This window comes from Streptococcus dentiloxodontae, from assembly GCF_053206925.1.
In genome coordinates, this window is the sequence record NZ_JBRUHR010000001.1 from 235,336 (window position 1) to 248,245 (window position 12,910).

The following is a 12,910-nucleotide window of genomic DNA, read 5'->3' on the forward strand; positions in this document are numbered from 1 at the left end:
TATAACAAAAAATCAGTCGTGAGACTGTTTTAATTGTTATCCTCCAGAAAATCTCGAACCTTTTTAAAAACGGCTTGCGGGTAATCAGGCGCCGTTATCTGATAGAAATTAACAGCCATGCGATTGCGAAACCAAGTCAACTGACGCTTGGCAAAACGACGCGTATTTTGTTTAATTTTCTCAATTGCTTCTTCGATCGATTGTTCACCTGCAAAATAGGGGAAAAGTTCCTTATAACCAATCCCACGAGCTGCCTGCGCTTTAGGATAATTATCATAGAGCCATTTAGCCTCCTCCAATAACCCTTGATTCATCATCTTATCTACACGTTCATTGATTCTTTGATAAATAAGCTGACGCTCATCATCCAGACCAATAATATAAGGCTCATAAGGAGATTCTTTATTTTCAAGTTTAGCAGCGAAGCGATTTAATTCAAGTGCTCTTATGGCACGGCGCCGATTTAACTGAGGGATAGCAAGATCAAGCTCTGCTATTTTTTCAAAAAGCAAATCGTCAGACCAAGTCTCAAGCTCAGAACGATAAACCAAAACAGCCTCCTGATCTACCTTACCGCCAAGATGATAGCCTTCCAGCAAACTCTGCAAATAGAGGCCCGTTCCGCCAACAATGATAGGGAGTTTGCCGCGGCTTGTGATCTCTCTGATAGCAGCTTCTGCTTCAACCACAAAATCATAGGCTGAATAGGTCTCCTTAACATCACGCACATCAATCAAATGATGCACTGCTTGGCCTTGTTCTTCTGCTGTCGCCTTGGCTGTTCCAATACTAAGCTGTCGGTAAACCTGCTGGCTGTCACCTGAGATGATTTCTCCGTCAAATTGCTGTGCCAGTTGAATGCCTAGAGTAGTCTTTCCAACAGCTGTTGGACCAGTAACCACAATTACTTTTGTTTTCATAAAGTTTTTACTTGCACTTCTATTTCTTTTTTTAGATAATATAACCATTATAACATAAGAAAAGGAGAACTTCTCATGGCTAAAAAAGGATCATTTGTTAAAGGGCTTGTGACAGGAATCGCAACAACGGCTGCTGCTGTTGGTGGAGCGGCCTACGCTGTTAAAAAAACCATTATTGAACCTGAAGAAAAAAAAGCCGCTTTTATCGAAGAAAATCGTAAAAAAGCAGCTCGCAAACGTGTCTCACATTAAAAAAATGCCTTTACGGCGTTTTTTTATTACATACTATCTCCCCTGCCGGAATCGAACCAGCAACGACTCCTTAGGAGGGAGTTGTTATATCCATTTAACTAAGGGGAGTTAAAAGGTAATATAAACAATAGTTTATTACCTTTTTATATTAACATAAGGAGTCTAGGATACATATCCTAGACTCCTTTGTGACGTCCTAAGAAAATTTACTTAACGACGGACTTCTTTGATACGTGCAGCTTTACCTTGCAATGCGCGGAGGTAGTAAAGTTTAGCACGACGGACTTTACCGTGACGAGTCACTTCAATTTTTTCAACACGTGGTGTATGAATTGGGAAAGTACGTTCAACACCGATACCGCTTGAAATTTTACGAACTGTGTACATTTCTGAAATTCCTTGACCTTTGCGGGAAATAACAACACCCTCAAAAATCTGAACACGTTCACGATTTCCTTCGACAACTTTCGCATGTACACGAACAGTGTCACCAGGACGGAAATCAGGGATATCTGTGCGAAGCTGCCCTTCAGTCAAACTTTGAATTAATGGATTCATTTTTTATTCTCCTTCTCTTACTAATCATAAGCGCTCTGTCTCAGCGGATTAGCCGTTTTCGTGCGTCCATTACACACAAAAAATATTCTAACAAATTTTAGCTTTCTTGTAAAGAGAAATATTTTGGCTGGATGCGCCTTCCTAACAAAGCCAAACTATTGTTCTCTAATTTTTTGAAGCGCATAGATGGATTGCTTACGATTAACAACATAGGCAAAGGTCACTGCAATAAAATAAGCTGGCAAATTTTGATAACCAAAGACTTCTCCGCCGATTAATATAGGGGCTAAAAATGTATTGGTTGCACTGCCAAAGACAGAAATATAGCCTAGAGCTGCTACAAATTCTAAGGGGAGATGAAAAATGCTGGCCAAAACAATGCCCAAAGAAGAACCGATAGCAAATAAAGGTGTCACTTCTCCACCTTGAAAACCTGCTGCCAAGGTTACAACGGTTAACAATAGCTTTAACAGCCAATCATAAACATAAATTTTCCCATCAGAAAAGCTAGCAGAAATCAGATTAGTCCCCAAGCCAGAATAACGTCCCTGATAAAGGAGCAATAAAGACAAACTAAGCAAGAGACCAACAGCTAAAATACGTCTATAAGGATTAGGAAACAATCGTGCCTGCCACTGTTTGCACCAAGCCAATAAATAAGCAAATAGGTTACCGGCTAAACCAAAGATAAGTCCTAAAATGAGCAGCTGAATAAAAACAGTTGGTGTCAAAGAAATCGTTCTTGACAAAGTATGCGCAAATTTCTCCAAACCAAGACTATGCGAGGTCAAACTAGCTGTAAAGGAAGCAATGGTCATGGGAACCAAGGCAGCGAGTCCCAGATTGCCAAGAACCAACACTTCTAAGGCAAATAAAATAGCTGCCATCGGTGTCTGATACAAACCTGCAAAGCCTGCTGCCATCCCTGTCAGCAGAAAAACACGTGATTTATTAGGAAAATGAAAAAATCGGCTAAACCAATGAGAAACTGTCGCACCTAGCTGAACGGCAACGCCTTCACGACCAGCACTACCACCAAAAAGGTGAGTTAACCAAGTTGTGACAATAATCATGGGGATGAGACGCTTAGGAATCAGATCTTCCTCTTCAAAACCGACTTGAAAGATTAAACTCATCCCTTTGCTGCTTTTAGCACCCCACTTTTGGTATAAATAAACAATTATCAAACCGACAAATCCCAAAAAAGGCAGCCAGTACCAAGGATGAGCATCTCTGACAGCACTCAAATGGATTAAAACCCGCCCAAAGACAGTATCAACAAGACCCACAAGAGCACCAATGATTAAGCCCATGAAAGCTAAGAAAAACAAAGTAGAATAGGACAAGTCATTGGCTTCTTTAATCTTTTTTTCAATCATAATACTTTCTTTTTATATAGTCATTTCGTTTTGAAACAGTAAAGACAACTTTTTATCAATCTATAGGAAACAATGGAAGATACCTAAAGCCAGTCGCTGCAGTGGTCTAAGTATCGTTAGCTTTTGCTAACGATACAGGTAAATGGAAAGACTTTTGGTTTTCCATTTAGCCATGAAACCACAGGTTTGCTGGCGTGCCGACCACCTAAGGCAGACTGGGCTAGGAATATTGGTTATAAACTAAATAATTATAAAATAAACGACAAGAAAAAGGATGCTTATCTTCTCAAGACTGACCTTTCTCTTTAGTTAATCAACCGATATCAGGCAGTGACTTTTTGTGCAGCATAAACACTGATTTGTTTCTTGACAATGCTGGCAAAGCAAACCACAATAAAAAAGTAGGGAATATTTTCAAAGCCAAAAATTTCACCACCAATAAAAATTGGAGCTAAAAAGGTGCTGGTGCCACTGCCAAAGACACTGGCGTAACCCAAAGCAGCAACAAAAGTTGATGGCAAATGAACTAAGGGAGCTAATACCGCACCCAGCGTTGCTCCAATGGTAAACATGGGCATCACTTCCCCACCTTGATAACCTGCCGATAAAGTTAATACTGTCAAAATTAACTTAAACAGCCAATCAAAAGGATAAATCGTCCCATTAGAAAAGCTAGCAGTCACTAAGCCTGTACTCAAGCCAGAGTAACGTCCTACTCCCATTATAATAAACAAAACACTTAGTACAAGCCCCATTATCATAATACGCTGATAAGGTCTTTTAAAACGTAAGATTAAACTTAATTTTGTCCTTCTTAACAAATAAGCAAACAAAGTTCCCACCAAGCCAAAGATAATACCCAATAAAGCAAATTTCAAAAATAAGATGGGATTCAATTCAATATTAACTTTGACAAGACGAGTGAATTTCTTTAACCCTAATAAATGAGAGGTATAACTGGCAGTATAGGCAGCTAGACTTGTTGGCAATAACGTTGATAATTCCAAACGACCAATAACAAGCACTTCAAGAGCAAATAAGATAGCTGTCATGGGTGTTTGAAATAAACCAGCAAAACCAGCGGCAATCCCAATAATCAAAAAGCTTCTAGACGACTCTTCGAATTTAAAAATAGGTGAAAAAGCATGAGATAAGGCTGCACCTATCTGAACAGCTACTCCCTCCCGACCAGCACTGCCGCCAAAAAGGTGAGTCAACCAAGTTGAAAAGATTGCTAAGGGAACTAATCTTTTGGGGATAGCTACCTCTCTTTTGTCAGCGACATCAAAGACCAAGCCCATTCCCTTGATACTTTTACCACCAAAATGGTCATAAAGAAAGACAATCAGAAGTCCTGCCAAAAAAAGAAAAGGAATAAGATATAAAAAATGTGTTTCTCGAAAAGCTGTTAAAGCATTCAAGACAACACCAAAAATCATATCAACAACACCAACCAAGACCCCAACCACAACAGCAGCAGCTGAAATCAAGAATAGGCGACTGTTTTTCTTTAAATCAAGAAAGGATTTTATATTAATCCTCATCTAAGGCTCTCCTTTGGTAATTCCTAGAATGCTTAAGAATATCAGTAAAAGTGGCTAAAATAGTTGAACGATAGGCATCATTTACAATAAGACTTTCTATTTTTTTTAGTAATAACTGTTCGCGTTCTGAATCCAAAACAGGCTTGCCACTAGCTTTTTTATAATCAGCCACCTGACTGACCAAAGTCATTCGTTTTTCTAAACACTGTACCAATTCTTTATCCACATCATCAATTTGTGCTCTAATTTCTTGTAAGTCCATAGCCTCTCCTTTTATTTCATTATAGCAAAAAAAAGGCTTCGCTTCTAGCCTTTCTTTTTTTTAAACCGTCTATAAAGTATCAGTAAAACAAGTACAACTAAAAGAATAAGCAGCAATTGTTTTATATTTCCAGTTATAATAGCATGACCACCAAAAGCATAAAGAAGTGATGACGGAGTCACCCCAATTATTATACAAGGCAGAAGTTTTTTCCAAGATAATTTAAGCTGCAAGGCTGTATAATTGACCAAAAAAGAAGGAATAATGGGAATCATGTAACCTAGAGTCAGCCCTAGCCTTTTATTTTTATAGTGGGATAAATCTTCAACAAAGTTCCCCATGCGCTTAGTTTTCTCCTGCAAGTCAATCTTATGCATAAGAAGACTAACTGCAACATTTCCCAGACTATTTCCTGTTATATTAACCATACACCCTAGCGCAGGACCAAAAATAACACCATTAACTACGCAAATTACAGAACTGGAAAAAAATGGAACAGCTGACATAAGAGCTGTCAGCAAGATTAAAAGCAAATAATCCAGTGCATCTGGCTTTGAAATCAGCTTTTCAAGTTCAGTAGGGTTTAGACCAATCTCCACAAAGGACATAATCGCTGACCATTTATGAAGCACAATCCCCCAAATATTAAGGACGATAAGAACGAGACCAATTACAATGAGAAATTTTGTCCACCAAGGTTTTTTGCTAAAACGTTCTAACATATAGCTGTCAAAAATCAGGAACTTGCTGCAGAAATCTGTTCAGCAAAGCGTTCTAAATTCTCAATGTCTTCGTCCTCAGCAGACAAATCAACTTTGACTGAATCAGCTCCTTTAGTAGCACCTGTAAAAGTGAACTGTGTTTCAAATTCATCTACCGACTTGCAGAAATAATCATAAAAAGTATCTCCTGAGCCAATAACGCCGAAAACCTTTCCTGACAAATCTAGATCTGCTAAATCTTCATAAAAATCAACAATCTCATCAGGTAAATCTCCGTCACCGTAAGTATACGTTGCCACAATGGCAATATCCGCATCTTCAAAATCTTCAGCGTCAACAGTCGTGCATTCATCAATGTCAACAGTGTGTCCCAATTCTTCTAACTTTTCCGCAACGATGTTTGCAATTTCTTCGGTATTACCTGTCATACTGGCATAAACAATTTTTGCTAAAGCCATAATTTCCTCCAAAAACAATAAATCATTTTTATTATAGCATATTTTAAGGGCAATGTAAGGCCGAGCAAAAGAAAAACTGTCCTTTCTTTCTAAGACAGTTTCAAATTTCCCAGCAATTCCTGATGACGGTAAATCAGCCAAATGCCAATAGCAATCAAAGCCACTACTAGAATAAATTTTATCACTCCTTTAATAAAAGAAATGACCATCATTATCAGCATGGAACCAATAAGCCAAGCCCAGCCGCTTGATCCATAGTAGCTCTGCAATGTCCCTAAAGAATTATGCGTTAAAGTTCTGAGCCAGTCAGGGATCAAAGAAAGAGCACTATCAGTTGAAATCCCCAGCTTATCAGCAATAGCTGTTCCCGTTGTCTGCAGCCAAGTAAAAACGCCCATATTAAATAATATCAAAGAGCTTTGCAAAGGGTGACGTCTCACTAAACGCCCAATAAAATCTATCATAATTCCTTCCTAACTTGCATAAAGCTGAGTAACTCGATCAATATCAACCTGTTGAATACCATAGTAAGAACCCGCAGATTGCATAACCGAATCTTCTGCATCATCATGTTCCAAACCAATAGCATGGCCAAGTTCATGTTCTGCTGTATTGACAATGCGTTCATAGGTATAACCATACTGATCATCAAGAAGATAGTAACTGTTAAGTTTAACATCTACATGCGTGATACGATTGGTCATAAGATTTGTTTGAGTATCTGCTACTCCTGCCGCCTGTGAAGAGGCATCTGACTGATCTGTTGCAATAATATCCGCATTTGCCGCATCTGTTGTTACCGTAAAGGTAAAAGCTCCTGTTTTATTCCACACAGAGATAGCATCTTGATAAACTGCCACTAAGGTCTCGTTTGTAGATTGGATATAGACTGTGGCACTGGCTTGATTCCACCTAGATCCATCACTGTTAGTGGTCGTATCTGTTGAAAGATTTGAGAGATTTTCCTTCAAATCAGCTGTGCCATTTCCATTAAAATAAGAGGATACATTTTCAATAGCTACAGAGATATTAGAAGCCAAATCTGAGCTTGAATGATTGGCATAGTAAACTAAACCAAAAACGACAATACCAACAATTAGGACTAATTTTAGAAGCCCCCAGAAGAGATTCCAGAGAATCTCACAAATCAGCCTAGGAATGAACAAGAGTACTTTTAAAATTGTTTTCATGCATGTTCTCCTTTTGGAATTTTTAGTGTAACAGGTACTAATAAATTTTTCAACTAAAAAGCAGATGTGAGGATCTCACTAGCTTTAAAAGAACTATACCGCCTCAAAGCAACTGTTTTATTTCTGATAGGCTAACATAAAGACTTTAAAGAAAACCAAAGGATTCTAACATAAAAAGACATAAGAATTATCTTTTAAGATAGGCGTTCTTCCTTAACATAATTTATGGGAAGCCATTCTAAATAGACTTCCAACTGCTTTTCCCAGTAATACCAATCGTGAGTCCCATGGTCAGTTCGATAATCAATGTCAAGGCCTGACTGCCGTAATTTTTGAACAGCTACTTCACTAGACTGATAAAGAAAATCTTCATAACCGCACCAAGCATAAAATTTCGTTTTTTTATCAGACCGCTCTGCTAGTGTTGTAAGAAAATGTTCCTGTAAACTATCTCCTTGCAAATCTCCAAAAATACCTTGCCAGTAATTTTGAGATTCGCCAGCAACTTCTACTAAATTTTTACCATCAATCCCGATAGCAAGTGCTCCCGAAAAAGAGCCTGCACAGGCAAATTGATTGGTCAAAAGGGCTAGCTTGTAGGCGCCGTATCCTCCCATAGACAGACCTGCAATAAAAGTCTTCTCACGTTTACTAGTCATGGACGGAAAGAATCGTTTCATGACTTTTGGCAACTCTTTAGCAATAGCATCAAAGTAATTGATGCCATACTTTGTATTGGTATACCAGCCATTTTCCGAATTAGGCATGATAACAATTAGATTGGTTTTACGCAGCAAACGCTGAATATTGGTCCGAAATGCCCATGAATTATGGTTGCCGCCCATACCATGCAGTAAATAAAGAACTGGAATATCACTGTCTGCTTCATCCATTGAAATCTGGTCACGATCTGGATAAATAACATCCACCTGACGATACTGTCCTAAGACTTGAGAAGAGTATTCAATTTGCATAAAAGCCATTCTACATACCGCTTTCTATAAAAACAAGAGAAGAAAAGCTAGGCGTACCCAGCTCTTCATTTACAAAGATTTTCAATTAACGTACTTCCATAATAACTGGCAAAATGGCAGGACGACGCTTTGTTTGGTCGAAAAGGAACTTAGCAACATCATCACGAACAGCTCCTTTCAGCTCACCCCAATCAAAGGTCTCACCAGCCAAGTAATCTTCAACCGTTTTATTGACAATATCAGCAGATTCACGCAAAATATCACGGCTTTTTTTAACGTAAACAAAACCGCGCGTATTAACTTTGGCTTTAGATACAATTTTGCGTTCTTTCTTGTTGACAGTAATAACCACGATGAAAATACCGTCTTCTGACAGCACTTTACGATCGCGAAGGACGATATTTCCCACATCTCCGATAGCATTTCCATCAATCATGACATCACCAGCTGGCACTGCCCCCTCGTGGAGAAAGCCTTGATCAGATAGGTGCATAATATCGCCGCGTTTAACAATGTAAATATTTTCTGGTAAAATACCAACTTCCAGAGCTAATTCAGCCTGTGCCTGCAGATCGCGGTATTCTCCTTGAATTGGGAAAAGGTATTTAGGCTGCATCAAATTGTGAAGCAACTGCAAATCACGACCATTGGCATGCCCCGAAACATGCAGGTTTTGAGTGATCATTTTAACAGCACCGCCTGCCTTGTAGATTAGGTTATTAACACGCGCCACCACTGCTTCTTTAGCAATGCTTGGTGTCGTGACAATATAAACTAAATCGCCATCTTTGATCTGTACATAACGGTGACGGCCAACAGCCATTTTTTGCAGCCCATCAATAGGTTCACCCATGCGGCCATTTTCCAAAATAATCAGCTCATGGTCCTCAAACTTATTCATATCTTTAGGTTTGACGATAAGTCTCTCGTGTTCCATGGTGATTTTTTTCAGACGAATAGCTGTGCGGACAATATTTTCAACATCATAGCCTGTCAAAACTACTCTGCGGCCATGAGCAGCGGCAGAATCAAAGACTTGCTGAATACGAACCAGATTGGAAGCAACAGCTGCCACAATAACACGACCTTCTGCATCAGCAATGACTTCGTCAATCTCCTGACCAACTTCAGATTCAGAAGCCGTCTGTTCAACACTGATAGCATTGGCAGAATCGGCTAACAAGGCTAAAACCCCTTCGCGCCCAATTTCAGCTAAACGGCCTAAATCAGTCCTGTAATACGGACGGGCAGCTTGGTCAAATTTGAAATCACCTGTATAAACAATATTACCTTCATCGGTAGCCACAACAATTCCCATTGATTCAGGAATAGAATGCGTTGTTTTGAAAAATGAAATCACTGCATCTCCGAACTCAATTTCTGTCTCAGCATCAATGACGTGAAAATTATTGAATTTCTTAGGTCCCGAATTTTTCACAAAAAGCTTAGCTAGCTCAATCGTTAAGGAAGAGCCAAAAACAGGCGCTTTTATGTCCTGAAGAATATATGGCAATGCCCCGATGGCATCAGCATGTCCATGCGTTAGAAAGATTCCTTGAATCCGTTTCTTATTTTCCACCAAGTAATCTAAATTAGGGATGACCACATCAACCCCAAGCTGTTCATTTTCTGGATACTTAAGACCAGCATCTAAGATAAAAATGGAGTCGTTTACTTCAACGACATACAGGTTTTTACCATTTTCACGAACCCCGCCAAGCGCTATAATTTTAATATCGCTCATGTTTTCTCCTTTGATTTTTTGCTCCCTAGCAGAGCATATTTTCATACAAACGGTCCATGCTGCTGAACGTTCGTGCGAACAGTCAACATGTCGATTTACAGGCCACAGCAAAAAAGCTGCATACCCTTACAGTATACAACTTTTAAGCATATTTTTCAATTTAGCTCTATTGTTTAAGTAAAGTTTCAATCAGTCAAAAACTTGATAGTAATCCGAAATCGTCATTTTTGCCTTTTCATCAGCTGCTAAATCTTGGATAATTTTTCCATCTTTCATAACAATTAAACGGTTACCAAATTTAAGAGCATCTTCCATATGATGCGTGATCATAAGAGCAGTCAAAGCATCTTTACTCACAAATTCATCTGTTAGATTCATCAATGACACGCTGGTCTTGGGATCAAGCGCAGCCGTATGTTCATCTAAAAGCAATAATTCTGGACGTTTAAGTGTCGCCATGAGCAGGCTTAAAGCCTGACGTTGACCGCCAGACAAAAGACCTGTCGGAGTCTCCAAGTGTTTATCTAAGCCATTACCAATCTTTTCAATAAGAGTCTGAAATTCTTCTTTGTGGGCGTGGATCTGACGTGATTTGAGGTTGCGCTTCTCCCCGCGGTATTTTGCAATCAAAAGATTTTCAGCTACCGTCATTCGCGGTGCGGTTCCCATTTTAGGATCTTGGAAAACGCGTGCCAGATACTTAGCTCTCTTTTCAGCAGGAAGATTAGTGACATCTTCTCCTAGGATAAAAATGCTGCCGCTGGTCAATGTAAGAGTCCCAGCAATTACATTAAAGAGCGTTGATTTTCCAGCACCGTTGCCACCCAGAATTGTCAAAAAATCACCTTCATAAATATCTAAATTGACATGATCCAAAATTGTTTTATAGGCATCAAAACCATTATTGACTTGGACTGTTGCTTCTTTTAATTCTACAATTTTTGTCATCGTGATATTTGAACCCCCTTGAAAAATTTTTGTCTAAGGACAGGTGAAATCAAACAGATTGCCAAAACAATGGCACTGAAAAGTTTAAGATAATTGGTATTGAAACCAAGTGCGATAACTGCTGTCAGTAAAAATTGATAGAAAATAGAACCAACACAAATGGCCAGCAGACGCTCCAAAAGAGTTAAATTTGTCGCATATAAAACTTCTCCGATGATAATACTTGCCAAACCAATGACAATGACCCCTATTCCTTTAGAAATATCTGCATAGCCATCCTGCTGACTAATCAGAGCACCTGAAAAAGCGATAATTCCATTGGATAAAACCAGTCCCATCACTTCCATGGAATCCGTATTTATACCAAAAGATTTTGCCATGTCACGGTTATCGCCTGTTGCAATATAAGCCTGTCCAAGACGGGTATTCAAAAAAGTAATCAATCCAGCAATAACAATGACAACTGCAAAAAGTCCTACAATCAAAAGATTATAATCTTTTGAAAAAGGTAAAAGGTCCTGAATTGTCTTAATATCCAGAAGTCCAAGATTGGCTCGTCCCATAATCATAAGCATGATGGAATTAAGCGAAGTCATAACCAGGATCCCTGCCAGAATTGTTGGAATTTTCCCTTTGGTATAAAGCAAGCCAGTAACCAAACCAGCCAAACAGCCGGCTAATATAGCAACCAAAGTAGCTAAAATAGGGTGCCAGCCTAAATTCATGAGAGTAACTGCAACAGCTCCGCCTAAGGGAAACGAACCCTCTGTCGTCAAATCAGGAAAATCCAAAATACGAAAGGTCATGTAAATTCCCAGGCCTAAAATTCCATATAAAAGGCCCTGATAAATAGATGAAATAATCATTGTCTCTCCTTATTCGTCTGCTTTTACTGCTACCGTAGCCTTATCAAGGACACTGTCCGGAATTGTAATTCCCAATTCTTTAGCAGCCTTCAAATTAACAGTCGGTGTCCCGTCATCAATTATATCCACTGGAATGTCCTTGACAGGAGTCCCCTTTAGAATTTGCACCGCAATTTTAGCTGTATCCACACCCAAATCATACTGACTTTGGGCAACAGAAGCTAGACCTCCTTCTTTCACCATAGTATCTACACTCGTATATATTGGAATCTTAGCTTCATTAGCAGCAGATACCACTGTTGAAAAAGCTGATGCAATCGTATTATCCTGCGGTGTCCAAATAGCATCTACTTGCCCTGTCATGACTGACATTGTTGTTGTAATCTCATTGGTTGAAGGCACAGCATATTCAAGGACAGTCAAACCTGCCTTCTCAGCATATTTCTTAAAAGAGGCTACCTGTGAGGCTGAATTGTCTTCACTTGAAGCATAAAGAACTCCCACAGTTTTAACGTTCGGCGTTATTTCTGTAATCAAATCTACCGTTTGTTCAATAGGAACCTGGTTAGAAGTTCCTGTGACATTCCCTTCAGGTTTTTTCATATTTGAAACCAATTTTGCTCCGACTGGGTCAGAAATAGCTCCCATCACAACTGGAATATCATCAGTGGTTGAAGCCAACCCCTGTGCTGCCGGTGTCGCAATGCCAATTAAAACATCGTTGCCATCATTAACCAATTGCTTAGACATTGTCTGAATTTTAGATTGATCTCCTTCAGCATTAAGAACAGTCAAATCAATATTATCTCCCGAATAACCTGCTTCTTTAAGACCGTCTTCAATTCCTCGTTCAACCTCATCTAAAGCGTCATGAGTTACATATTGAAGAATACCAACCTTAACAACTTTATCAGGTGAACCCGTTTCTTTCCCAATAACATCATAAACGATTGATCCCACTGTTAGAACCGTTAGGAAAATCAAAGTCCAAATCAAGCGTTTGTTTTTCATAGCAAACTCCTTTTAAACTAAATCTATCTTTCATTTTACTCCATTTTCAGCATTTTTTCAATGTCATTAAAATTGATTAGGT

At 39.1% G+C, this 12,910-nt stretch carries 15 protein-coding genes and 1 tRNA gene; 1 reads left to right on the top strand and 15 read right to left on the bottom strand.

The window, feature by feature from the left end:
• Window positions 1–29 precede the first annotated feature (29 nt).
• On the bottom strand, window positions 30–920 hold the full coding sequence (miaA, locus tag ACVRZ8_RS01085) for a tRNA (adenosine(37)-N6)-dimethylallyltransferase MiaA (protein WP_447447475.1): 891 nt from the start codon (window positions 918–920) through the stop codon (window positions 30–32).
• A 75-nt stretch (window positions 921–995) separates the two neighbouring features.
• On the opposite strand from miaA, the gene ACVRZ8_RS01090 reads away from it, so the two are divergent.
• Window positions 996–1,172, top strand: coding sequence for a DUF3042 family protein (locus ACVRZ8_RS01090; protein ID WP_447447476.1), 177 nt, complete (start codon window positions 996–998; stop codon window positions 1,170–1,172).
• Between the two features lie 36 nt (window positions 1,173–1,208).
• Here the strand turns inward: ACVRZ8_RS01090 and ACVRZ8_RS01095 are convergent.
• The 14 genes from ACVRZ8_RS01095 to trpX form a co-directional block, all read right to left on the bottom strand.
• Window positions 1,209–1,280: transfer RNA gene (locus ACVRZ8_RS01095), tRNA-Arg, on the bottom strand.
• Between the two features lie 102 nt (window positions 1,281–1,382).
• Window positions 1,383–1,730 carry a 50S ribosomal protein L19 gene (gene rplS, locus ACVRZ8_RS01100; RefSeq protein WP_447447477.1) on the bottom strand — a complete coding sequence of 116 codons (348 nt, stop codon included), beginning with the start codon at window positions 1,728–1,730 and terminating at the stop codon, window positions 1,383–1,385.
• A 155-nt stretch (window positions 1,731–1,885) separates the two neighbouring features.
• The gene (locus ACVRZ8_RS01105; protein WP_447447478.1) at window positions 1,886–3,109 is read right to left on the bottom strand and encodes a chloride channel protein; all 1,224 of its coding nucleotides are present in this window, start codon (window positions 3,107–3,109) and stop codon (window positions 1,886–1,888) included.
• Between the two features lie 323 nt (window positions 3,110–3,432).
• Window positions 3,433–4,653, bottom strand: coding sequence for a chloride channel protein (locus tag ACVRZ8_RS01110; RefSeq protein ID WP_447447479.1), 1,221 nt, complete (start codon window positions 4,651–4,653; stop codon window positions 3,433–3,435).
• Window positions 4,643–4,915, bottom strand: coding sequence for a chorismate mutase (locus ACVRZ8_RS01115; protein WP_447447480.1), 273 nt, complete (start codon window positions 4,913–4,915; stop codon window positions 4,643–4,645). The genes ACVRZ8_RS01110 and ACVRZ8_RS01115 overlap by 11 nt, the downstream gene beginning before the upstream one ends.
• 44 nt (window positions 4,916–4,959) lie before the next feature.
• Window positions 4,960–5,637 carry a TVP38/TMEM64 family protein gene (locus tag ACVRZ8_RS01120; protein ID WP_447447481.1) on the bottom strand — a complete coding sequence of 226 codons (678 nt, stop codon included), beginning with the start codon at window positions 5,635–5,637 and terminating at the stop codon, window positions 4,960–4,962.
• 14 nt (window positions 5,638–5,651) lie between these two features.
• Window positions 5,652–6,095: a flavodoxin gene (locus ACVRZ8_RS01125; protein ID WP_447447482.1), complete on the bottom strand. Its 444-nt coding sequence runs from the start codon at window positions 6,093–6,095 to the stop codon at window positions 5,652–5,654.
• A gap of 89 nt (window positions 6,096–6,184) precedes the next feature.
• Complete coding sequence (locus ACVRZ8_RS01130) at window positions 6,185–6,559, bottom strand: hypothetical protein (RefSeq protein WP_447447483.1); 375 nt, start codon at window positions 6,557–6,559, stop codon at window positions 6,185–6,187.
• Window positions 6,560–6,568: 9 nt separating this feature from the next.
• On the bottom strand, window positions 6,569–7,285 hold the full coding sequence (locus tag ACVRZ8_RS01135) for a matrixin family metalloprotease (RefSeq protein ID WP_447447484.1): 717 nt from the start codon (window positions 7,283–7,285) through the stop codon (window positions 6,569–6,571).
• 194 nt (window positions 7,286–7,479) lie between these two features.
• The gene (locus ACVRZ8_RS01140; RefSeq protein WP_447447485.1) at window positions 7,480–8,268 is read right to left on the bottom strand and encodes an alpha/beta hydrolase; all 789 of its coding nucleotides are present in this window, start codon (window positions 8,266–8,268) and stop codon (window positions 7,480–7,482) included.
• 76 nt (window positions 8,269–8,344) lie between these two features.
• The gene (locus ACVRZ8_RS01145) at window positions 8,345–10,003 is read right to left on the bottom strand and encodes a ribonuclease J (RefSeq protein WP_447447486.1); all 1,659 of its coding nucleotides are present in this window, start codon (window positions 10,001–10,003) and stop codon (window positions 8,345–8,347) included.
• Window positions 10,004–10,192: 189 nt separating this feature from the next.
• Window positions 10,193–10,951 carry an ABC transporter ATP-binding protein gene (locus ACVRZ8_RS01150; RefSeq protein ID WP_447447487.1) on the bottom strand — a complete coding sequence of 253 codons (759 nt, stop codon included), beginning with the start codon at window positions 10,949–10,951 and terminating at the stop codon, window positions 10,193–10,195.
• Window positions 10,948–11,817 (bottom strand): ABC transporter permease, encoded by an 870-nt coding sequence (locus ACVRZ8_RS01155; protein WP_447447488.1) that lies wholly within the window; start codon window positions 11,815–11,817, stop codon window positions 10,948–10,950. Before ACVRZ8_RS01155 ends, ACVRZ8_RS01150 begins: the two co-directional genes overlap by 4 nt.
• Before the next feature lie 9 nt (window positions 11,818–11,826).
• Entirely contained in the window at window positions 11,827–12,828 is a 1,002-nt protein-coding gene (trpX, locus tag ACVRZ8_RS01160) for a tryptophan ABC transporter substrate-binding protein (protein WP_447447489.1), read from the bottom strand.
• Window positions 12,829–12,910: the final 82 nt, after the last annotated feature.